General features: G+C 47.6%; 21 protein-coding genes. 9 read left to right on the forward strand and 12 right to left on the reverse strand.

The window, feature by feature from the left end; genetic code table 11:
• The first annotated feature begins 162 nt into the window (after positions 1-162).
• From DXT99_RS18215 to DXT99_RS18225, 3 genes are all read left to right on the forward strand, one after another.
• Complete coding sequence (locus tag DXT99_RS18215) at positions 163-3,537, forward strand: PAS domain-containing protein (protein ID WP_115567014.1); 3,375 nt, start codon at positions 163-165, stop codon at positions 3,535-3,537.
• Positions 3,538-3,548: 11 nt separating this feature from the next.
• A complete protein-coding gene (locus tag DXT99_RS18220; RefSeq protein WP_115567015.1) occupies positions 3,549-3,962 on the forward strand; it encodes a response regulator in 414 nt (137 codons plus the stop codon).
• 523 nt (positions 3,963-4,485) lie between these two features.
• On the forward strand, positions 4,486-4,869 hold the full coding sequence (locus DXT99_RS18225) for a hypothetical protein (RefSeq protein ID WP_115567016.1): 384 nt from the start codon (positions 4,486-4,488) through the stop codon (positions 4,867-4,869).
• Positions 4,870-4,981: 112 nt separating this feature from the next.
• Here DXT99_RS18225 and DXT99_RS18230 read toward each other — a convergent pair whose 3' ends face one another.
• Entirely contained in the window at positions 4,982-5,344 is a 363-nt protein-coding gene (locus DXT99_RS18230) for a hypothetical protein (protein WP_115567017.1), read from the reverse strand.
• A 97-nt stretch (positions 5,345-5,441) separates the two neighbouring features.
• Positions 5,442-6,212, reverse strand: coding sequence for a DUF547 domain-containing protein (locus tag DXT99_RS18235; RefSeq protein ID WP_115567018.1), 771 nt, complete (start codon positions 6,210-6,212; stop codon positions 5,442-5,444).
• Positions 6,213-6,360: 148 nt separating this feature from the next.
• On the opposite strand from DXT99_RS18235, the gene DXT99_RS18240 reads away from it, so the two are divergent.
• Positions 6,361-6,588 carry a hypothetical protein gene (locus tag DXT99_RS18240; RefSeq protein ID WP_115567019.1) on the forward strand — a complete coding sequence of 76 codons (228 nt, stop codon included), beginning with the start codon at positions 6,361-6,363 and terminating at the stop codon, positions 6,586-6,588.
• A 10-nt stretch (positions 6,589-6,598) separates the two neighbouring features.
• Here DXT99_RS18240 and DXT99_RS18245 read toward each other — a convergent pair whose 3' ends face one another.
• On the reverse strand, positions 6,599-7,609 hold the full coding sequence (locus DXT99_RS18245; RefSeq protein ID WP_246000827.1) for an alpha/beta fold hydrolase: 1,011 nt from the start codon (positions 7,607-7,609) through the stop codon (positions 6,599-6,601).
• Positions 7,610-7,725: 116 nt separating this feature from the next.
• A complete protein-coding gene (locus tag DXT99_RS18250; protein WP_115567020.1) occupies positions 7,726-8,973 on the reverse strand; it encodes a T9SS type A sorting domain-containing protein in 1,248 nt (415 codons plus the stop codon).
• A 292-nt stretch (positions 8,974-9,265) separates the two neighbouring features.
• Between DXT99_RS18250 and DXT99_RS18255 the strand changes: the two genes are divergently transcribed.
• Both DXT99_RS18255 and DXT99_RS18260 read left to right on the forward strand, forming a co-directional pair.
• Complete coding sequence (locus DXT99_RS18255) at positions 9,266-11,518, forward strand: sensor histidine kinase (protein ID WP_115567021.1); 2,253 nt, start codon at positions 9,266-9,268, stop codon at positions 11,516-11,518.
• A 140-nt stretch (positions 11,519-11,658) separates the two neighbouring features.
• The gene (locus DXT99_RS18260; RefSeq protein ID WP_115567022.1) at positions 11,659-12,372 is read left to right on the forward strand and encodes a response regulator transcription factor; all 714 of its coding nucleotides are present in this window, start codon (positions 11,659-11,661) and stop codon (positions 12,370-12,372) included.
• A gap of 271 nt (positions 12,373-12,643) precedes the next feature.
• Here DXT99_RS18260 and DXT99_RS18265 read toward each other — a convergent pair whose 3' ends face one another.
• Together DXT99_RS18265 and DXT99_RS18270 are read right to left on the reverse strand one after the other, a co-directional pair.
• On the reverse strand, positions 12,644-13,372 hold the full coding sequence (locus DXT99_RS18265; protein ID WP_246000828.1) for a porin family protein: 729 nt from the start codon (positions 13,370-13,372) through the stop codon (positions 12,644-12,646).
• A 515-nt stretch (positions 13,373-13,887) separates the two neighbouring features.
• The gene (locus tag DXT99_RS18270) at positions 13,888-14,538 is read right to left on the reverse strand and encodes an acetoacetate decarboxylase family protein (protein ID WP_181885169.1); all 651 of its coding nucleotides are present in this window, start codon (positions 14,536-14,538) and stop codon (positions 13,888-13,890) included.
• A gap of 291 nt (positions 14,539-14,829) precedes the next feature.
• Between DXT99_RS18270 and DXT99_RS18275 the strand changes: the two genes are divergently transcribed.
• Positions 14,830-15,879: a nucleoid-associated protein gene (locus tag DXT99_RS18275; RefSeq protein ID WP_115567024.1), complete on the forward strand. Its 1,050-nt coding sequence runs from the start codon at positions 14,830-14,832 to the stop codon at positions 15,877-15,879.
• Between the two features lie 107 nt (positions 15,880-15,986).
• Positions 15,987-16,430, forward strand: a complete 444-nt coding sequence (locus tag DXT99_RS18280) for a hypothetical protein (RefSeq protein ID WP_115567025.1) — start codon at positions 15,987-15,989, stop codon at positions 16,428-16,430.
• A 53-nt stretch (positions 16,431-16,483) separates the two neighbouring features.
• On the opposite strand, the gene DXT99_RS18285 is transcribed toward DXT99_RS18280, so the two are convergent.
• The gene (locus tag DXT99_RS18285; protein ID WP_115567026.1) at positions 16,484-17,446 is read right to left on the reverse strand and encodes a sterol desaturase family protein; all 963 of its coding nucleotides are present in this window, start codon (positions 17,444-17,446) and stop codon (positions 16,484-16,486) included.
• 198 nt (positions 17,447-17,644) lie between these two features.
• On the opposite strand from DXT99_RS18285, the gene DXT99_RS18290 reads away from it, so the two are divergent.
• Complete coding sequence (locus DXT99_RS18290) at positions 17,645-17,836, forward strand: hypothetical protein (RefSeq protein ID WP_115567027.1); 192 nt, start codon at positions 17,645-17,647, stop codon at positions 17,834-17,836.
• Between the two features lie 20 nt (positions 17,837-17,856).
• Here the strand turns inward: DXT99_RS18290 and DXT99_RS18295 are convergent, their stop codons facing one another.
• The 5 genes from DXT99_RS18295 to DXT99_RS18315 form a co-directional block, all read right to left on the reverse strand.
• Positions 17,857-18,420 (reverse strand): NUDIX hydrolase, encoded by a 564-nt coding sequence (locus DXT99_RS18295; protein ID WP_115567076.1) that lies wholly within the window; start codon positions 18,418-18,420, stop codon positions 17,857-17,859.
• 132 nt (positions 18,421-18,552) lie between these two features.
• Positions 18,553-19,371, reverse strand: coding sequence for a TIGR04290 family methyltransferase (locus tag DXT99_RS18300; RefSeq protein ID WP_115567028.1), 819 nt, complete (start codon positions 19,369-19,371; stop codon positions 18,553-18,555).
• A gap of 22 nt (positions 19,372-19,393) precedes the next feature.
• On the reverse strand, positions 19,394-20,497 hold the full coding sequence (locus DXT99_RS18305; RefSeq protein ID WP_115567078.1) for a CgeB family protein: 1,104 nt from the start codon (positions 20,495-20,497) through the stop codon (positions 19,394-19,396).
• Positions 20,494-21,600, reverse strand: coding sequence for a CgeB family protein (locus tag DXT99_RS18310; RefSeq protein ID WP_115567029.1), 1,107 nt, complete (start codon positions 21,598-21,600; stop codon positions 20,494-20,496). Before DXT99_RS18310 ends, DXT99_RS18305 begins: the two co-directional genes overlap by 4 nt.
• Positions 21,590-22,732 (reverse strand): CgeB family protein, encoded by a 1,143-nt coding sequence (locus DXT99_RS18315; RefSeq protein WP_115567077.1) that lies wholly within the window; start codon positions 22,730-22,732, stop codon positions 21,590-21,592. The genes DXT99_RS18310 and DXT99_RS18315 overlap by 11 nt, the downstream gene beginning before the upstream one ends.
• Positions 22,733-22,778 lie beyond the last annotated feature (46 nt).

Consider the following 22,778-nt stretch of genomic DNA (forward strand, 5'->3'; position numbering starts at 1 on the left):
ACATACAATGTGGAGATTTTCAATTATAAAAAGCACTTTATATATTAGTATAGTTCAATAATTAGTTCCTGTTTTCTCTATTTATAAAACACTGGCTATACTTTTTGTCATTCTCATTCCTATATAGTACTTTTCACTTTCCAAAACTGCATCAGCAGTAACATGCCTAATTTTTCAGGTTTTTTATCTTGTATGCACCCCAAAGAATTTAACCAAAATAGCACCAGCACCTATGGCCGGACAATTCGTTTTATTGGGTTTGCTTTTGCCGGTTTGGCATTTGTGCTCGTGGCGGTTTGTACTATTTCCTTTATAGCAGCCAGGCAGGTGCAACAGAACTATACGTTAGTTGTTCTGAGCGCATTACATAAACTGCAACTGGTAAATGAACTCCATAACAATGATGATGAAGTACAGAATCTACTGGCCACATACATTAGTTTAGAGGATGCAAGTTTGAAAGAAGAAATCAGAAGAAGGATTAGGGTAGCGCATAACGAAAACACCGCTGCTATCCGCCAGCTTGACAGACTGCTACAGGATCAGGAAAGACAGGAGCTGCTTCATAACATTATCAGGGAGCGTAGAACGTATTATATTGTATCCGATAGTCTGCTGAACCTGAGCAACGAAAGTCCGGAGGAGGCACGGGCTTATGCCAAGGCCAAGCTTCAGCCTATTCACCAACGCCATCAACAATACCTGCAGGCCCTCAGCAAGCAGATCAAGGAGAATGCAGATATACGGGCCGACGAGGCTGTTGCCTCCATCAATTCCTCTGTAAACAAATACACCCTGCTGTTACTCCTTGCCCTGGCTTCCGCCGCCGGTGCCGGCTATATCATGCGATATGTGTTCAAGAAGCTGAAACAGGAAAACGAATACCTGAACACAGAGATTGAGGAGCGCAAAAAGCTGGAGTACGCGCTCGATGAGCAGCAGCGGGAGTATAAAATGCTGTTCAACCGCAACCCGATCCCGATGTGGATTTATGATCAGAAAACATTCATCATTCTGGAGGTAAACCGGGCAGCTGAGCAGGAATACGGGTACTCTGAAGCGGAATTCCTGAATATGACAGTGCTGGACCTTCGCCCTGAGGAGGATGTTGCTAAATTTAGAGATAGCCTTAGAGAAGCAGGTAAAACGAATGATGCCTTGTCTGCTAAGTCTGTACATAAGCGCAAGGACGGTTCAGTGTTTCAGGTAGAGGTACGTTCTCATTCCCTGCCTCTTAGGGCAGAGCTACAACCAAGGCTGGTAGTGGCGGTAAACATACAGGAACGGGAACAGGCGCTGGAACAGTTGAAGCAGAATGAGGAGCAACTTCGTGAAGTCAGTTCCAGTGTGCCAGGTGCTGTGTTTCAGTACCAGATGGAGCAGGATGGCAGCTTCAGCTTTCCGTACATCAGCGACGGAATCTATGATATCTGCGGTGTTAGGCCCGAAGAAGTTTACCGGGAACCAATGCTGCTTTACAAAAACCTGCATCCTGACGATATGGCCGGAGTAGAGCGCACAACTGCAGCCTCTTACAACAACCTGACCCCCTGGGAGCATGAGCTGCGGGTATGGCAGCCCGAAAGTAAAAAGTATATGTGGGTGCGGGGCCATAGTTTACCTTCCTGCAGAGGGAAAGGCACCGTTGTCTGGAATGGCACCTTTATCGACATCACCAATCAAAAAGAGACTCAGGAACAGTTAAAGCGGAACGAAGCAAACCTGCGGGCCCTGCTGGACAGCTCTTCGCAGGCTATATACCTGCTGGATGATGCGTTGAAAGTAATCTCCTTCAATAAAGAAGCGGCGGCCGACGTATGGAAGTATCTTCTAAAAAAGTTGGAGCCCGGGCAAAGTATGCTGGAGTATATCTCCAGCACAAAAGTGAACAGCACCAAAAAGTGCCACGCCAGGGCCATGCAGGGCGAGACAATCGTTTTTGAGGCCGGCCACGGGGAGTTCTGGCACGAGATAACCTACCAGCCTGTAACCAGCGAAGAAAACCATATACTGGCCGTTGCCCTTACTATCCGTAATATCTCGGAGCAGAAGATATCCATGGAGACAATCAGGCGAAACGAGCTACAGCTAGCACGGGCACAGCAGCTGGCGAAACTGGGAAGCTGGGAGTACCATGTAAGGCAGGGGATGCTGACATGGTCTGAGGGGACTTTTGCCGTTTACAGAAAAAAGAAAGATAGCTTTGCCCCTTCGCTTCACAACATGTTAGCCCTTATTCACCCCGAAGACAGGAATAAGGTGAAGGCAAACTACTTAAAGGCTATCGAAACGAAAAGCATGCTGAACTTTGAGCATCGCATTATTTTACCAGGCGGGAAAGAGGCGAATGTGATGGAGGTGGCTGAAGTAACCTGTGACGAGGACGGAGAAGTGATTAAACTATCTGGTACGGTGCAGGACATTACAGAACGAAAAAAGGCGGAGCAAGAGGTTACTGGAGCGAAGAACCTGCTGCAGACAACCATTGAAAACATACCGGAAATCATCTTTACTTTGAATCCTGCACTGAGCATTATTTATATAAGCCCCCAATGCAAGCAGATAACAGGCTACACGGAGGAGGCTTTTTTAGGGAAACCGGAAACGTGGCTCAAGGTAATACACCCCGAAGACCAGAAGCCTTTGATGCAGGAGGTGCTGCCCCTGATTCTCTCAGGACAACCGAAGGAGTATGAAATGCGCCTGGTAGACAGTTCCGGAAAGCTGCGCTGGCTTTTGCTCCGTATGTCGCCGGGCCTGGACCAGGAGGGCAAAGTGATACAAGTGTATGGCTCCGCCTCTGACATGACGGAATACAAGGAGGCGGAGGCAAAGCAGCAGGAGCTTTCCGAGCAGCTGATAAAGCAAAACCAGAACCTGCAGCAGTTCGCTTACATCGTATCACATAACCTGCGGGCGCCTATTGCCAACATGCTGGGCCTCACCTCTATTTACGACAGGAACAGGTTCGATGCCCCTATCAACCAGAAGGTGATAGACAACCTGATGAAGTCTGCACAGCTTCTGGATGCAACGATCCATGACCTGAACGACATCCTGACAATCCGCAGCCAGATTAGCAGCATCAAGGAAACCATCGCTTTCGATTGCCTGCTTCAAAATGTTTTAGAAATACTGGATGCCGAAATAACTGCATGTGAAGCCTCTGTAAGCGCTGACTTCAGTGATGCACCGGAGGTTAGCAGCATCAGAAGCTATGCACAGAGCATTCTGCTAAACCTGGTTTCCAATGCTATCAAATACAGGTTTCCGGGCAGAAAACTTAATATTAGCATTAGCACATTCAGGCTAAACAACTATATTTGCCTGCGTGTGCAAGACAATGGCTCTGGTATAGACCTGGAAAAGCAACAGGATAAAATCTTTGGGCTCTACAAACGATTTCACCAAGGTGTTGAGGGTAAAGGAATCGGATTACATCTGGTAAAGACCCAGGTAGAATTACTTGGAGGCAAAGTAGAGGTACATAGCACGCTGCATGAAGGCTCCACCTTCAGTGTCTACTTCAAAAGTTAGATTTTTTTACAATGAGTACTTTAAAGAAAGTAGTATTAGTAGATGATGACCAGGTAAACAACTTTGTTTGCGAGAGTATAATCCGCAACGAGAACTTTGCTGACGAAATTATCAGCTTCGATTGGGCGGAGGATGCTTTGAAATACTTACAGGAAGAATCGAATAAAGGAGTAGGCAGCTTCCCTGACCTTATTTTCCTGGATATTAATATGCCCGGCATGGATGGCTGGTCGTTTATACATGAATACAAAAAGCTCCCGGAGCAAGCTACTGCGCACTGCAGCCTGTTTATGCTCTCGTCTGCTGTAGACAGAAAGGACATTCTAACAGCAAAAAGTAACGAAGAAGTGAAGGAATTCTTCTCTAAGCCACTGTCGCCTGAAATTCTAAACATAATCCGGGAAGACTATATTCAGAACCGTTAGGCAAAATCTTGCTCTGCAGCCTGCAGCCGGATTCGGCACTTTAGAACGGGCTTAACTCCCGGCCCTGTTCTACCCTCTCCTCTTCCCTGAAGTACCTTCGTTATTGCAGAGGCATCAGCTCCTCTGCAAGCAAGGCAGGCAAAATCCCGCATTTCCATCCATCATCTGGTAAGTCAAAAGCACTATCAAAACATAGGATAAACTATATATTAAAGGCTTGTCTATTTCCAGCGTATAGGCAGCTAATCCTATCACAAAACCTTTGTTTTGTGCGTTTATCCCTGATTTGTCAGAAGCTCTGAATCAATAGAAGCATCTACTAATCCAGACTGCTATTATTTAGATTTGAATTACTTTATATATAGAAAATATAATATTAATTTATCTTACCATAAAAATAACTTAAATAATATATAAGAATACAACTATAATTTTCAGGGTTCGTATCACGTAGCATTCACTATATAAACATGTTAATATATAGTGGAATTAATCATACAAACAACCAAACCCCTATACACCCATGAAAAGGATTTTATCTTTCGTCGTATTCGCTTTACTTCTGACTGCTCCTGCATTCGCACAGGTTGGTATACTAGATGTATCCCCGGAGCTAGAGAAAAAATGCACCAGCATTACGCAAGCTATGACGCAAAAGCTTCAACTAAATGAACCTGTCTACATTCAGTTGAAGGCTTTAAACAGGAAGCGGATGGCTAAAACAGCGGAATTACTGCGCAGCTATACGAACAACGACAGCTTACTGCATGAGAAACTGCAAGAAGTTGAACTTGATTATGAGCAGCAGCTCATAAACTTTCTGTCACCGAAGCAGCTGGAAGCTTATGCTACTTACAGAAAAGATGCTTCCGAAACTATGTTTGCAGCAGCGAAAGAGAAAATGTAGACACCCCAAAAAAGACCACTATGCTGTAGCCTCATGAAAAGAGGCTACAGCATAAAAAGCAAGAGGGAGAGCTAAATGGCTCTCCCTCTTGCTTTTTATGCTGCCTTGCTAATTAGCGTCGGCTGTGATCTTCATCGTTTGGTGTTTCTTTATCTTCACCCAAAAGCTGATCTCCACTTCTGATACCGTTCACGCTATCGTCCATGGCGGTATCGCTGCCTTCAAACTCAAAACCTGGCCCTTGGGCACTCGACTCTACGTTTTCATCCGTGTTGGCTCCATAACCAGTCCTCTCGTTGCCACCAATGTGCAGGTTCTCCAGCTTGTCTTTCTGTCCCGGTCGTTCTGTAGTTCCGTCAGGTCCCATGTTACGCTTGGCAGAAGGGTCCGGATGGTTGCCCATACCTACACGTTGCTCGTAATCGTTATTTATATTGTCTTGTTCATTATGTGGATCTTCTTCTTTCTTGCTCATAACTAAGTTTGTTTTAATACCCTTGTGTATACGCTGCCTTATGCCACATGTTTGGGAAACAGCTCCATAGCAAACACAATAAAGCATTCATATAGCTTTACCTGTCGCTGCTATCATTTAGGTCCCAGTTGTATGTATAGTAGGCCAGCCGGTACCCTGGCGGCAAATTATTCTGGCGGTAACGGTTTATATAAGCCGCTATAGAAGGTGCTTCCTGCATAAAGTCCTGCTCATACCACTTGAATATCTCCGAAACCAGTACCTTCTTACTGCTATCCTGCACTTTTATGAACGTTGAGCTTTGCAGTGTCCGCTTTGCCTGGTCTTCCAGCTGTGCCTCCACCTGTGCAGGGGTGTAAGCCTTGTTCAGAAGCGGCGGACAAGACCTGGCGGCACATACTAAAGCGAAGTGAACGCGGGCGTCCCTATAAGGTGCCAGCAGCTTTTGCTTTTCCAACTCATTCAGGGTAAGGCGCTCTCCTGCCACGTTAAACTGCTGCTTATCAAAAAAACCGGGAACATCCATCACGGATTTCAGGGGGTAATGCGACAATACCTGCTGTAACACCAGCACATTATAGGCATTCATGTAAAAGGCTTTGCGTTCTGCAGCAGAGGCGCCTTTTACATTATAGCGGGCTATTTGCTGCACCAATCGCTGCAATTCGCCTTTGTCTTTTTGCAGGCTCCTATAATTTACCTGCCCCTCCACCACATGCTTCTGCAGGAGCTGTGACAAAGCTGTGTAAAAAGCATCATCAGGCACAGTGGCGCTGGTTTTAATCATTGCAGCCTGAGCTGCTGGTGTGTTGGTTATCAAAAGGCAGCACAGGAGAATCGAAATGCTGTACAGGAGGTTCTTCTTCATTAATAAAAAGGTGCACTACAGGCGTTGTTTTGCAAGACTATAACAACTACTGCGCCGTTCTGTTATCTTTGATGCGAAAAATAGCAGGTTATGGCACCACTGTTGCTAAATAATCGTTAGGCAGAAAACAGGAATAGAACAGCAGCTTATGAAGTTTACAAAAATATACGACCCTCGCGAGATGAACTCTTACCAGTTTGTGGCGGCAACCGGCTTAGTCATGACCCTGGTGGCGAATATTATCATGCTGCTCATCGGCAAAAGCATGCCTAACTTTGAGGCGCTTTACCTGTGCTGGGCGGTGTTTTTTGGACTGGGCACCATCGTAAACTTCAATAGCAATCCTGACGATCACGATCATCACCACCACCATTAACGTACTGCTGCTACTTCAGAAATGATAGCAGCGCCTCATGAAAACGCTGTGTGGCGGCTATATGCGGGATATGCCCCACTCCCTGCAACGCTACCAGTTTAGCTTTCGGAATAGCCTGGGCTGTTCTCTTTCCCAGCTCCGGATACTGCCCATGCTCCTGTAGCTTCTGCTTATCTTTTATATACCCTTTCCCCACAATGGTTCTGTCCTCCTGCCCTATTACCAGGAGTGTAGTCACCTGCAGCTGATCAAACTCATACACAACCGGCTGCTGATAAATCATGGCATACGTCAGGGCTGAGGCTTCGGCTACTTTCGGATAATCCGGGTGCCCAATCTGCGCCGCCGGCACCTTCACCCATTCGTCATAGGCAGGATTCCAGGATGTATAGTAGGATTGGTGGTAGTCGCGGATACTTTCCTCTGTGCGCTTCAACTCCGCCTGGTACAGCTCCTCCAGGTTCTTGTACGGCACAAACAGCCTGTAATCCTCCAGCCCTATCGGGTTTTCCAGCACCAGTTTCGACGTCATCTCCGGATACAGCAGCGCAAAGCGTGTAGCCAGCATGCCTCCCATTGAGTGCCCGACTACCGCCACCTGCTGCACACTTAAATGCTGTAAAAGCGCTTTTGTATTCTCCGCTAGCTGGTGAAAGTTATAGTATACCTCCGGCTTCTCCGACTTACCAAAACCTATCTGATCCGTCACGATAACGCGGTAGCCGTTGTCGGCCAGGAATTTTATGGTCTGTCCCCAGTAAGCCCCGAAAAAGTTCTTGCCGTGCAGCAGCATAACTGCCTGTGGGTTTTGCACCTGCCTAGCAGGAGGCACATCCATATAAGCCATTTCATACTGCTCGCCCTCCACGCTAACAGGCAGGTGTTTCACCTCATAGGGATAGTCATAGCCATCCATTGTCGCGTTAAGCGTGGCAGGCACCTGTGCCATTAGCGGCAGGCATAGCAGCCAGCACACACAAAGGGCACTTATACTTCTGATGGTCTTGTTCATTTTTTCCATTGTCTCGGGTTGTACAGCTATACTTTACTACTGAAACTTCAGATAGGTTTAAAACAAAAAAACCTGCTACCTGGGGTAGCAAGCTTTTCAGAACAAACAATTTTCACTAACCGATTTTACTGTACAAGTATTTTCTTTGTATGGTATTTTTTGCCCTGCGCAATCTGCAGGTAATAAATACCGCGCCCGAAGGGCGTCAGGTCTATCTGCCGGTTATACTCCCCCGACAGTTTCTCCACGGTATCTACAAACACCTCTTCTCCGTTTCTGTCCATCACGCTTACCCTTGTGGTGCCTATGTCTTCTAGGCTAAAGTTCAGGTTAAAGCGCCCATTGTTCGGGTTGGGGTAGAAGTTTATTTCTTCTACTGCCAAAACCTCTTTCTTTTTAGTTTCCACGGCAGCGCCGGCCTCTTTCAGCGTCTCCTTATCATCAGCGTTGATATCCTCCACGCTGGCTTTCATATGAATCACTACTCTTGAAATTCCATGCCCCAGTTTCAGGTATTCTGCCTTCACCTCTTCTTCTTTCCCATTTTCATCTATTCTATAAACTTTCTTTTCACCTGTCTTCTCGTCTTTTATTACTCTAAGCTGAATCTTGGTTTCTCCCGGAGAAAGTAAGGAATCAATACTGATGGCGTTGCTGCTTTTATGCACGACAATGCTTCTGATTTCACTGGGATCCAGGCCTAAAAGTGTTTCGCTGCCAGGACGCAGCCGGAATACGTTGCCTGCTGAATCTCTTACTGATTCAAATATAGCATTGGGATGCACGATCCTGAATTTTACCACATTCCCATCCTTTACAGACTCAAATCGGTGGAATTGCGTGGCGCTGTCTCCCCTGTGGTACAAGATCCTGCTTCCCTTTATCGAGCGGGCGAAGATGGTATCCATCTTATGGCTTCTGATACGTTCAAGCAGTGCTCTCCGATCTGCGCTGCCTACTTCACTATCCAACTTGTAGATTTTAAATTTGTCACCATTCAAGACATGAAATGCAGCGGTGGTGTCCATCCTCAGGCCCTCCGCATTAATGAATGCTTTTCTGAAGTCGGTGATGGCAACTGTTGTATCGAACTTAAATGTAGCAGAAAGTCCGGACTGTAACCGCCTGAGTGAAGCTGTATCAACCGTAATGCCTTTTATGGACTGAAGCAGCTGCGCATGATCTGCTGCCTGCACTGTAGTGTCCGTCAACTGCATTTTCCCGTTTACCTCTTTCTGTATCCTGATGCGCAGGGTCTTTGTTTTCTCCGCTTCTGCATCCTGTGCAGCTAGCTGGTGGAGAGGGAAAAAGGCCAGTAAAAAAACGATGGCCATCTTTACCACATGCAATAGAAGCGTAGTTACAGTATTCATCTTTTTGTCCTTTTAAGTTCTTGTTCAAACTTACGCTGTTTCGCTCCTCCTTTTAGTTAAGGCAAGGTTAAAGTCTGTTAAAGAAATGTTAAATAAGATGTAAGCTGGCTAGTGCTGTAAACATGTTGCGGTGGTTGACAATACCATCCGAAGTTCATACCTTATACTCAGCATTACCTATTTATTTATCAACTACTTAAGATTTTACTCATGCAAAGTTAAAGCACCGCTAAAAAGGTTAAAGAAAAGTTAAAGTCGAGCGCAGGGAGTTTCAAAAACGTACATTTGTTTTGTGAGCAAGCATACTATCATAGGCGTTATCGTGCTGATGAGCATCTCCCTGCTGGGTGTAGTAGGGCTGCAACTGTATTGGATTAACGATGCCATTAAAGTAAAGCAGGAGCAGTTTGACCGCAGCGTAAATACTGCGCTCACGAAAGTGGTGGAGAAACTCGAAACACATGAAGCCGTTTCGGTGGTGGCGCACCAGATGGCATCCCTTAATAAAGAGACACCAACTCCTTTGCCGGACACAGCGCATGCCTCAGCATTAGCATCAGCAGAGAGCCATGCTCATACACCTCCAAAACCTGCTAAAAAGGTCGCTAAGCCTGCTAATCAAGATCCAAAACCTCAGCCTGAAAAGCCAAAGACTACCGTCCTCTCAGTTCCTTCTAAAAAAGAAGCGGTAACAGCGCACAGGGTAACCTATGATGATATTCTGCAAAAGAGTGCACCGGCAGATTTCATCATTATATCTCCGGAGGGAAACATAAAATTTGACAATGGCAGAGTTACTCATCCGCCCGGGCGAAAGAACCTGAGAGATAATAAAGCAGCGGCATCCGCTCAGGCTATTGCCGCTTCTCCAGCTTTCGACTCCTACCTCAACCTGGCAGAAGGCTTGCCGGATACCATACATTTCAGGAATCCGGTTCATGGAAGAGCCTATTCTATAGACTCGGAATTTCAGTGGGAAAAGGTGCAGGAATACAGAAGACTAGCTGATTCAGCAGCTAGTCTGTTCCGGTCTCATCATACCGCACCCCTCCATATCTCTGTTGATACGCTGCGGTTTCTCGCAGCAGAAATGGGCAACCTGAAACATCAGAAAAGGATACCTATAACATTTGAGCCTGCTGCTATATCCTCCATAAATGTGCGCTACGATAGCATCTTTATTTACCATACAGACACGGCGAGGCAGGCATACTTTCGCCGTGGCACTACAACCCGATCAGGAAATGCGGCCCGCACCACCATATCGAGAGAAGCTACACAGCTAAAGGTGGCAACACCATTGAAGGGCACTGCAAAACTGCAGGAGACGAAGGTGGCCACACCAACAAGAGTGACGACCAAAGGTCAGGCCGCCGCTGTGAAACCCATCAGATTGCCACATGCCAGAACAGACGCCTCCAGTATTGAAAAAATAGAGATAAAGAAGGACAAGCTAAACGATGTGGTGCAGAAAATGGTGGTGGAGTATGCAGTAAAGGACGAGCCTTTGCAGGAGCGCCTGAACCTGCACGGCCTGCACCACTTGCTGAAGGCGGAGTTGCAGCAGCAGGGTATTCTGCTTGACTTTGGCTTTTGGGTTGTAGCGGGGCAAACTGACACAGTGGCCGCGCAGAACATTACCGCCATCAGGCACCAGGCCTTACCTAGTTATAAAGCTACCCTCTTCCCGAATGATATATTTGATAAGCCGGATTACCTGGGGCTTTACTTCCCCGACAGTAAAGCCTATGCCCTTAAATCGCTGTGGGGGATGCTGTCGCTTTCGGCCCTGTTCACGCTGGTAATCATCGCCACCTTCGGCACCACCATTCATATCATCTACAAGCAGAAGAAGCTTTCGGAGATGAAGAACGACTTCATCAACAACATGACGCATGAGTTTAAAACACCCATCGCTACCATTTCGCTGGCCACTGATTCCATTGCAAACCCGAAAGTATACGAGAACCCGGACAAGATACAGTATTATACCCGCATCATCAGGGAGGAGAACAAGCGGATGAATGCACAGGTGGAGAACGTGCTGCAGATAGCGTTGCTGGAGAAAAATGAGTTTAAAATGAACCTGCAGCCGATTGATGTACATGCACTTATCCATAAAGCCATTGAAGGAATACGCCTGCAGGTGGAGCAGCGCCTGGGGCAGGTAAACGTGCAACTGAATGCCCTGCAGCATGAGTTACTGTCTGATGAGGTGCACCTTTATAATGTGATCTGCAACCTCCTCGACAACGCAAACAAATATTCTCCTGCAACACCTGACATACAGCTTGTAACCAAAAACGTGAACGGAGGCATTCTGATCGCCGTGGAAGACAAAGGCATTGGCATGAGCAAGGATACGCAGCAGCGGGTGTTCGAGAAGTTTTACAGGGTACCAACAGGTAACCTGCACAATGTTAAAGGCTTTGGCCTTGGCCTGAGTTATGTAAAGGCCATTGTACAGGCGCACCACGGAGATATCAGCTTAAAAAGTGAATTAGGGAAAGGCAGCCGATTTGAGATTTTCCTGCCGATAGCTTGAATTTTGAATAACTGAATTTTGAATATTAGGGAACAGTTGGCAAGTGTTGTAGCTTCTATTCAGTTATTTTAAACTCAGATATTCAGAATTCTCCATTGCTTATTCAATTATGCAAAATTCTTTATTCAAAATTAAAAGCTATGGCAGAAACAGTGATAAAAATACTTTTGGCTGAAGATGACCCCAACTTCGGCATTGTGCTGCGCGACTACCTCGAACTGCACGATTACGAAGTTACCCTCTGCGTCGACGGTTGCAAAGGCCTCACTGCTTTCCGGAAAGGCACTTACGACCTTTGCATACTCGATGTGATGATGCCGGAGAAGGATGGCTTCACTCTTGCCCGGGATATAAAGAAACTCAACCCAAACGTGCCGCTTATCTTTTTAACCGCCAAAACCTTGAAAGAAGATATGCTGGAGGGTTTCAAGATAGGTGCCGATGATTACATCACCAAGCCGTTCGATTCTGAAGTATTGCTCTGCAAGATAAGAGCCATTCTTAACCGAAAAGCCGGAGCAGGAACGGCAAAACAAGAGCAGTCAGAGTTTGTGGTAGGGCAGTACGTTTTCCAGCCAAAGCTGCGCCTGCTTATCCGGAAAGGTCAGGAACAAAAGCTTTCTCCTAAAGAAGCTGACCTGCTGCGCATGCTGTGCCAGCACCTGAACGATGTACTACCCCGCGAAGAAGCCCTGCATCAAATCTGGCACGAAGACAGCTACTTTACCGCTAGAAGCATGGATGTTTACATTGCCAAGCTCCGAAAATTCCTGAAAGAGGATTCTACTGTTGAAATTATCAACATTCATGGGCAGGGTTACAGGTTGTGCGTTCACAACGGTGCCCTTCTCTAGTTTTGCTGCAGCTATAACATACGCTGCAGCCTAAGTCTCTTGTGTTGTCAGTTCCTTTCAATACACTTCAGGCAGTCGCTTTCTAACGCCCTGATGCGTAACTCATTTAAGAAATTCCCTTATAAGAACCAGAAATCTTAGTAAGGTCTTCAGATAGCAGGTAAAACAACAGCCCCTGCCTTTTGAAAAAGGCAGGGGCTGTTGTTTTAAAATGAGTTTGGGCTACCGCAAAGCAGTAGCCCAATACTAAACTAAAACACTAAACTCATTATTAAAATGTAAATCCGACAGAGGTTTTCACAACGCGGTTAAAGGTATCAAAGCTGCCGTTGTTATCTAGGCTATTGAGGCCGTAATCGTAGCCGGCGCTTAGGTTAAAGCCATTGGCAAATCTATAGCCAAGGCCACCTGTTATAGCCACATCGAATTCACGAAAGCTGCTTTTCACATCAAACTCCTGGTTCAGCGCTTTGATTCCTAAGGCACCTGCCTCTGCTTTTACCTTATTAGAGATGAGGTAAGAAACCTGCGGACCGGCAAAGATATGAAAGCCCTCTCCTACATAAACCTTAGCCAGCACGGGTAAATCCAGGTACTCACCCCTGTTTGTGATAGTAACGTTTGTATTCAGGAAGTCTAGCTGCTCTACTGGTACTTTGCCTGTCAGCACAGTACCTTTCTGCGAATACTGCAGCCCCGGCTCAATCTCAAAGCCCGGTAATATTGGAATGGCTACATAGCCACCTGCATGAAATCCTGTGCGCATTTGCTGCGAAAAAGAACCACCCGAGATATCAGCTAAATCCTGCACGCTCTGCATGGTTTCACCTTCCCAATCTGCCAGGTTTAAACCTGCTCTAATTCCGAAACGCACCGTTGATTGCTGCTTCTGCGTGTTGTACGGTTGTGATGGGTTTATATAACCCGGTCTTTTTTGTGCACTCGCATCGCTTACTGCAAAGCCTAACGCAACTGCCATCAGTAGAAATATCTTTTTCATGATTGTAGTCTTTTTAACATACCCTATAAATTTCTAAGCTGCGCTGCTTGATTGTGAAGAATGGAATAACCGTGCCAGAAAGGTTCCCTTGATACCTGCACCTTTTAATATAATTCGCAATTAGTTCATTATCAGGTTAATATTTTTGAATAAAAATATTAACCTGATAATGAACGGAGGTGTTAACGGTAACATTGGGGCCTCTTTAAGGCGGAGAAAGCAGACGAATGATAGAATTTCCAAAGAGCAGGTTCTAAAGCTGAATAGAAATTTGAGGTAAACTATACAAGTAACTCAAGTTGCGGTTTATTTTCGCATCTTAAATGAACCCACCCCTGCCCCTCCCAAGAGGGGAATCTTTCTTACAGGTCAAAATTCCCCTCTTGGGAGGGGCAGGGGTGGGTCTTCAACGGTAGTGAAACAGTGAAATGCTCATACCGCAACTTGAATTAGTATGAACATGTAATTAAATAACTGTTTAAGTTCTTGCCATCCAGAAAGGGAGTAGTTTAGCTTCAAAGTACTTCAGGAGAAGGAAAAGTCATTAAAAAACCGGGAATAGAGAGCGCAGCCAATGGCTTCAGTTGGTGAAGTGGTGGGAAAAAAGCTGCATCTGTTGCCATGTGCCTCAGAGAGGCCAGCCGCATATGGCCGGACGCAATAGGGCGCGTCAGCAGCAACTGGCCCTGATGCTGCTGCACGATGCGCGTACAGGGAATGAGCTTATTGGAAAAAGGAATGGCTGGGCTCCAGGGCTTCACATGCGCTTCACAGATGAGTTGCCCGTTCACCTCTACTTCATACACCCGCTCTCCATTGGGGCGCTTTACAGATGTAAAATCTGCCATTTCCTTCGGTATGCCCCAGTTCTCTCTCCCGTTCCAGACGCTGTCGTAGGTGGAGACAAATATCCTGGAAATAGAGAAGGTCAGTTTACCACCTATACAAAATATCCCCGGTATATATAGCAGCTCAAAATACGGACCCACATCTGCCGTTTTATACTCCACCAGCAGCACAGCCCCTAATCCGGCCTTGTACCCCTCGCGCTGATAGCTTTCCATAAAACCATATTGCTGGTTAAACTCCTTCGGAAAATGATACAGCAGCACAATGCCTTCTCCGGTTAACTTCCATGGCGGTGGCGCAATGATGTTTGGTTTCATAGGTTTGTGGTTTTGTTGTGTCTGTGAGCCTGCTACATGCATTGGGTTATAGAGTTTTGTCAGCAGTTGCGAAAAAAAATACCCATCCCTGCCCCTCCGATGAGGGGATTAAATCACAACTGTTTAAATTCCCCTCCTCGGAGGGGTAGGGGCAGGCTCATGTATTTTGAATTTGACTCGACTCAATGATTTTTACTTCAACAGAGAAGAACAGTTGCTCTGGCCGTGCAATTTTTCGTTCATCCAGGATTAAAATAGTAGCTTTGCAGCCGCAATAGAAGGACATAAGAGATGAACGAAAAAACGCAGGTACGCCTGAAGCAAGTAGCCGTGCACCGGGTAGGCAACAAAGCAAAAGACGAAGGTGTAGTGGCCTCAAAGGAAGTGGTGGATCTACGCGATAAGCAGCTGTCGGACCTGCTGCTGAACTACTTTCTGTCCCCTTTCAAGCAGGAGGAATTCTTCCGCTTTACACACACCTCCGACATCGCCCTGAATGAGATGTTCGCCTATTCCGCCCTGATATTCAATGAACCCGCCAAATTCTTTGAGTATTCTGTGCACATCCTGAACCACCTGTACGAGCAGTCGGACCACCCGAAGGTAAAAAGCGGCGAGCTATACGTGGTGCATTTTGCAGGTTGTTTGATGGAAGACGATTTTGTGGAGGCCGTTGGTATTTTTAAATCAGAGAACAAAGACACTTTCCTGACCTTTCAGGACAACAACGATGACCTGAATGTGGATTATCACTCCGGCGTTAACCTAAAAGGTGTAGACAAAGGCTGTATGATCTATAACATGGAGGCCGAGGATGGCTTCAGGGTGAAATTAGTAGATGCCAACAGTACCGATGCAGTATTCTGGAAGGAGGATTTCCTGAACGTGACGGAGCTAAAGGACACGAACTTTAATACAAAGGCTGCTCTGAACCTGTGCAAGGATTTTTCGGAAGAGGTATTCGCTAAAACTGAAAGCAAAAAAGCACAGGTTGATTTTATCAGCCGCTCAGTCGACTACTTTTCAAAAAGTGAAACATTTGACCTAGAGGAGTTCACCAGCAGCGTGATTGACGAACCGGAAACAAAAGAGCGCTTTAAAGATTATAGCCAGGCTTTTGCCGAAGAGCGCGACATAGAAGGCTTTGCTGACTTTGCCATCAACAAGAATACAGTGCGCAACATGAAGCGCAAGTTCCGCAACTTTATAAAGCTGGATACGCAGATAGAGATTAAGTTCAGCGGATATAACCCAGAGCAGAGTGAGCAGTATGTGGAACGCGGCTTTGACCAAGAACGCGGCATGCACTTTTATAAAGTATACTTCCACAGCGAAAGTTAACGTTAGCTGTAGAACTATCGCCAGAGCGGCTTTGTTAAAAAACCTTCAGTGACGTATAAAACGGAACGAAAATTGTTCTGCAACACCGGAAGATAAAAACCGAAAATATGAAGAGAATAGCCTTTGCTATATTTTTTGCACTTGCCACTACGGCCACTTTTGCACAAGGCCCGGCTGTTTCACAGCAGCAGGCTACAGCCGCACAGGCTGGTTCCAAATCACTTGAGCAGCGTGCGGATGAAATTACAGCAGGTATGGCCAAACACCTGCGCCTTACCCCGGATCAAACTCAGAAGATAAAAGCCATAAACCTCAAAAGCATGCAAGATGCGGAGGAGGCCAAAATTAAATTTCAGAAAGACCCCCGAAAGATTGTAAAGCAGATGGATGTTATCAGCCAATCAAGGCTTTCTCTTATAAAAGACGTGCTTACACCACTGCAGTTTCAGCAGTACCAGCAGCGCCGCGAAGAAAAAATGGGTGTGCCGCGTGAAGCGCAAACCAACCCTTCGTCGCGGCAGGAGAGCACATTAAACCAGGAAAGTTACTAAAAGAGAAAAAGCATGGCAACTGCCATGCTTTTTCTCTTTTAGATGCATTATTTTCAGGCGGCACCTGCCGTGTCTGCTGGCTGGAAAATTACTTTCTCTTTCTCCTTTTCGGCTGCTACCTCCTGCTCTGGCGGCGGCACCAGGCTCAATTGCTGATGGGCTGTTACAATTGTTCCGGGAGGGCTGAACAGCATGCGGAACACCTCCTTAACTGATTTGGTATGCTTCAGATCCTTCACCAGATCCACCCACTCATGAAATACCAGGTACACGGGGTTGAATGATGTTACGGGTTTGGTCAGGCCATAGACAGGCTTCTTCTCCTCCGGTACAAAGGTGCCAAACATCCTGTCCCATATAATAAAGGTGGAACCGTAGTTCTTGTCTATGTATTCCGGGTTAGTGCCATGGTGTGCGCGGTGGTGGGAAGGTGTCACGAAGATATACTCGATGGGCGCAGGCATTTTCTTTACCAGCTCAGTATGTACAAAGAACTGATACAATACCGCCACCTGGTGGCATATAAAGAACGTGAAAGGGTCTATACCGAGTAAGGGCACCGGTATAAAAAATATAAACTTGATATGCTGCGTCCAGCTGGTGCGGAACGACACAGAGAAATTCATTCTTTCGGAAGAGTGATGCGTGACATGGGTTGCCCACCAGAAGCGCTGCTCATGTGCGATACGGTGCGCCCAGTAACGGCAAAAGTCCACGGCTACAAAGCAGATGACAAATCCCCACCATTCTCTTGGCATGGCCCAGGGCACCATGTTGTAAACAACCAGGGCTACACTAAACAGCCAGATTTTAAGCACCCCACTGAGAATTGTGTTTACAGCCCCAATGGTTAAGGCCGAGACAAATTCTGTTTTATGATAGTAATTACGTTTTTTGTAAACGCCCACAATCCACTCCACCACCACCGACAGCACAATAACCGGCACGGCATAGTGCATAATGGTAAGGTCATCGAGTTGCTGTAGCTCATCAAACGTAAATATCTGTTTCTCCATAGCCTGTTTCTTTCTGTTTGTACCATCATTAGAACGTCCAAAAGGGTAAAGGGTTAAGCAGAAAGCGCTACATGTGGAGCTAACGGGAAGGCCGGATGAAGGGAAAGCACAAAGTCATTAATTAAACGACGGCAACAAAAGCCTTGCTTCTATTCCCACAAAATCCTGGACTTCGTACATTTGCAAAAAAACCTTACCATGCGCATCAGAAAGAAAGTAAAGGCTCCGGTACCCGCACAAGGCTCCCGCTTCACAGCGTTGGATACCTTTGTAAAAGCCGCTGAGAAGGAAAGCTGGACCGAACAGGAGATCCAGTTTGTGATAAACGAGGTAGTAGAAGCCCAAAGTGACAAAGAGGGGCTGGAGATACTGCAGGACTATATGATGTAACCTGTGAAGATTTAAATCTTTTACACCCCCAGCTTTCGCAGAGCCAGCAGGCAGAGGGCCACAGAACCGGAAACCTTTATTTTACCTTCCGATATCATATCGACTACCTCGTGAAGCGGCACTTTCAGTACTTCAATCGCCTCTGACTCATCCAGGTCCTGCGCTGCTACTCTTTTAACGTTGCGGGCCAGGTAGTAGTACATCCTGTTCGTGTCTTTGGTGGGGTTATCAGTTACCTCGAGCAGCAGTTCCACCTCATCAGATGTGAAGCCTGTCTCCTCCAGCATCTCCCGTTTGGCGGCTTCAGTGGGTTCTGTTTCGATTTCATCCACCACACCACCGGGTAATTCGATAAAGATGTCACCGGCCGCATGCTTATACTGCCGCACAAAGATGACGTGGTTGTCTTCGGTCAGCGGGAAAACGAGCACTACATTTGGCCGCACACTCACATAATAGTCATCCATCTCAAGGCCGTTCGGGAGCATGACGTGGTCACGGCGCAGCTTGTACCATTTCTCCTCTACTACCATTTCCGACTTTAGCACTTTCCAGGGTGCCAGGGTATTTACTTTGTTTTCCATTTCAAATAAAGCTTGCCGCAAGTTAAACCTTATCCCTTTTAAAACAGCAAAGCCCGCTGTAATAGCGGGCTTTGCTTATAATTTAATACAATTTTCCGGTTTACCTTTTGATAAGAGTTGTACTTGCTGGAATCATTTCCTGCCGTTCTGCCCCACCATATACTCATTTTTTCCCGCCACCTTCTGCTGTACCGCCTCCTGCCAGTCCTGGCCTGTAGCCGAAAGAAGTTCTGACTGGTTCCACTGCTGGGCTTTCCGGAGCGCCTCGTCCACCTCCAGGATGTAAATTTCGTGCCCGGGCTGTTCGGTTACCCGCAAGCCGCAGGAGCGCAGCATAGCTTTAATGGCAGCATGATTGGGTGCCCACCAGTTGGTAATATCTCCGGCCATTTTCTTTTCTATGAAAGCCATCTTTGGCCAGCTTTCCTCCAGCATGCGCTGGCGATCGTTTATTTCAAAATCATCTGGTGTTTCTGTGTCTCCCCCGCCTGGCATGGTTAATGTCTGGAACACCATCATGCGGCGGGTTTTCTGAGAAAGGATATCCAGCGAGAGCAGTGGGTAGCGCAGGTGGTACAATACACCCATATACCACACCAGGTCGAACTGCCGGTCCAGGCGGGCGACATCATACACCTGCATTTGCTTCAGTTCGATTTTATCTTCAAGGCCAAACTGTTTGGCGGCCCACTCGGCCTGCCGCAGGTAATGCGGGTCTACATCAATCCCCAACACATTCGCTCCACGTTTAGCTAGCTCTATAGAATAGAACCCGGCGTTGCAACCAATGTCCAGCACTTCCCAACCCGACAGATCAGTTGGAATATACGGCTCCAGCTCCTGCCACTTGAAAGCGGGGAAATCACCTAAAAAATGATCAGGCGCTGTATGCTCTCCGTTTGGCAAGTGCAAATTGTGAAACCATGGTCCTAACTGTTCTATTTCCTGCATATTAAACTATAAATGTATTAAACTATATAACTACGCCATAATCGTAGGCATCATGATCGCCATCCAGCGTCATCAGTTCTTCCGCATAGCTGACAAGCTCTTTTGCACGGTGGGCCGCCGTGTGATGCGACAGCACTTTCTTACGGGCACGCTCGCCTATCATTTTTCGCTCAGACTTACAGATTTCGCGCAGGTACCGGAGCGTGTCTGTGGCAGAGTAAGACACCAGGATTTCAGAATCGATTTTGAAGAAAGTATCCAGCCCGTCCCAGTAATCCGATATAATCGGGGTGCCGCAGGCCGCTGCCTCAAACAGGCGCACACTTGGAGCATATCCTGCCTGTATCATGTCGGCCCGGGTAATGTTCTGTGTAAAGCGCTGGCTGTTGTAAAACTTGCGGTGCTTCGCGGGCGGCAGGTGGGTAATATGCTGCGTGTTGGCAGGCCATTGCACGCTTTCCGGGTACTGCGGCCCGGCCACCACAAACCGGCCTCCCGGCCAGGCGCGTGCCGCATCCAGCATCAGCTTCTCTAAAGGAGGCTGGCGATCATCGGAGTAAGTGCCGAGGTAACCGAGATCCCAGATTGCTTCCTGAAATTCCGGGTAATACAATGTAGGGTCAACAGAGCAGTAGAGGGCACGCGCCATGGGGGAGCCATACTTTCCCTCCAGAAGGTCCAGGGTTGGGCCACCCGTAAACGACAGGTATAAATCGTACTTCGGTATCAGGTCTGGGTGCAGGTACTCGTAGTCTTTGCGCTCTAGTTTGGCCAGTGTTACAGGCGTATCAATGTCGTAGAAGGACTTAATGCCCTGCGCCGTCTTCACGACCCACTCTCCTACCTGCACACCGTCCGGCACATAAGAACCCACCATCACCAGATCAGCCTCGCGTACCTGTTCGGTAAAGCGCTGCTTTAAATCCTTTAGAGAGGTGTAGAGTTCTGTCTGGCAGTACTCCGGTTCAGGCAGGTCGCGGTGGCCTGCATACCAGGGCACATCTCGCTCCAGGAAAAGCACATTATGGTTCTGATTGTTTAGCTCACGCACCAATCCACGGAAAGTAGTGGCGTGGCCATTGCCCCAGCTAGAGGTGATAGATAGACCAAGGATAACTATGTTCATGCCCATGCTGCATTAGATTGTTTCACTTTTGTATACAGCAGCTTTTCCAGTTCCGCTGCCCTGTGGCTGTAGGTGTGTGCCGACAGTACTTTTCTATACGCAGCTTCTCCTATTTCCTTTGCATTTTCTTCTGATAAATTTGAAATAATTTCGTTTACTTCTGCGCCGCTTCTGGCTACTAAAATTTCTTTGCCTGGTTCAAAGAAGAAGTCAATGCCCTCCCAGTAGTCGGTAATGATGCAGGCACCGGCGCCGGCAGCCTCAAAAACACGCGTAGCAGGCGAAAACCCGTAGCGGGCCATGCTTTCGCGGCTGATGTTGAGCACCGCCTTTGGTGTGCAGTTAAAGGCATTGTGGTCTTTTGTATACACGTGGCCTATGTACGTAACATTATCGGCCATGGGTTTATCGCCCCAGCCGCTGCCTCCAATCATGAATCGTTTATCTGGTGTTGCCGCCGCAGGATTCAGGAAGAACTCCTCCACGCGTGCCTCCCTGTCGGGCAGCCGGTTGCCCAGAAAGGCAAGGTCGCAGGCAAACTTAGGATCTGGTGCTACCGGGTAATGTGTAGCGGTATCCAGGGCATTGTAAATCGGCACGCACTTTCTGGCACCTAAGGCCTCATAAGCATTCACCACAGGGTCACCGCCGCCATAGGTCAGGATCATGTCGTACTGCGGTATCAGCTGGTGGAACTGATCGTCAGGGTTGTTGTGCACACGGTCCAGTGTGGCAGGCGCATCTACATCCCAGAACACCACCAGGCGCTCTTCTGTCTGCAGTTGCAGCACCTCGCGCTCCAGCAGTTCATCAAACACACCTACGCCACTGGCTTTTACCACCATGTCGGCGCTGGCTGCCTCCTGCAGGCATTTCGCCACAGCTTCTTCTGTCGCCTCATACACTACCACCTTTGCCCAGTCCGGGTCATCCATATCGCGGTTTTTCTGACGGTCGTAGGCATCGGGCTCGTAAAAAGTGATTTCATGACCCCGCTCGCTCAGCGCCCGCACGATGCCTCTGTAATAGGTGGCGGCACCATTCCAATACGCCGATACCAGGCTTGAGCCGAAAAAGGCTATTTTCAGTTTCTTATTTTTCATGCAGGGCTTGTTCGGTTTGGGTGAGATATATTTTAGGTTTTCCGATACCCAACTCCTCACACACCTTCTCTAGTTCGTCTACACGGTGGGCACAGGTATGGCGGCTAAGTATCGTCTGCAGGCCGTGATCGGCCACTTCTTTTGCTTTGCCAGGCTGGTTGAGAATGGTTTGGAGCTGCTGCTTCATTTCCTCGCCGGTGCGGGCCACTAAAAAGTCTTTCCCCGGCGTAAAGAGGTTTTCGGCATCCTCCCATGGGGAGGATATCAAGGGTATACCACATGCCATGGCCTCAAAAGGCCGGATAGTCGGAATACCCGGCAGTGCCTCTACATACGGCCTGCGCGGCACGTGTACCGTTACCTTATACTTGGCGAACTCCTCTGCGGCTTTATAGTTAGGCAGCCAGCCTCCATATTCGATGCCAGCCTCTGCCAGCGCCAGGCGGGCATGCCCGGGATAGCGCACACCGTAAATCTTTGCCTTCAGCCCCAGTTCCTTCACCGGGTTTATCAGGAACTCGTGCAACTCAGCGGTGCGTTCTTCATCGCCCCAGTTACCAATCCAGATTAAGTCTCCCTCCTTCTCCTCTGTTTCGTGTGGATAGAAGACGGAGGTATCTGCCGCTTCGTGCCAGGTCCAGGCTTTGCTTGTCCAGCCTTCCTGCAGGTATAGGTCCCGGATCACCTGCCCGAATGCCAGCACCCCGTCATAATGCGTCAGGTCGTATTTACTCATGGCTTCACGCTCTGTTACGGCGCGATGGTGGGTATCGTGGAAAATCAGTTTATAATGATCTGTTCCGGCGCGGTGTTCGCTAATGCGTTTCACCAGGTCGTGCTCATTCCACTCATGCACCAGCACGAGATCGGTTTCACGTAATACATCATCCAGGTCCAGCGTTTCGAGGGTATAAAAATTTGTGCTGATACCGGGATAATACTGCTGCAGCTCTTCCAGCTTCTCTTCGCCATAGCCTTCCACAAGGTTCTGCAGACTCCAGCCATTTTCAGGTTCGTACACTTGCACCTGATGGCCCCGCTCCTCCAACTCCCGCACGATGCCGCGCAGGAAATGGGCGTTGCCGTGGTTCCAGTCAGAAAGTATAGAATGATAAAAAAGGGTTATCTTCATGTTGTTAATTTTGAATGACTGAATAACTGAATTTTGAATGCTCATT

The organism is Pontibacter diazotrophicus (genome assembly GCF_003367245.1).
GTDB classification, from domain to species: Bacteria; Bacteroidota; Bacteroidia; order Cytophagales; family Hymenobacteraceae; genus Pontibacter; species Pontibacter diazotrophicus.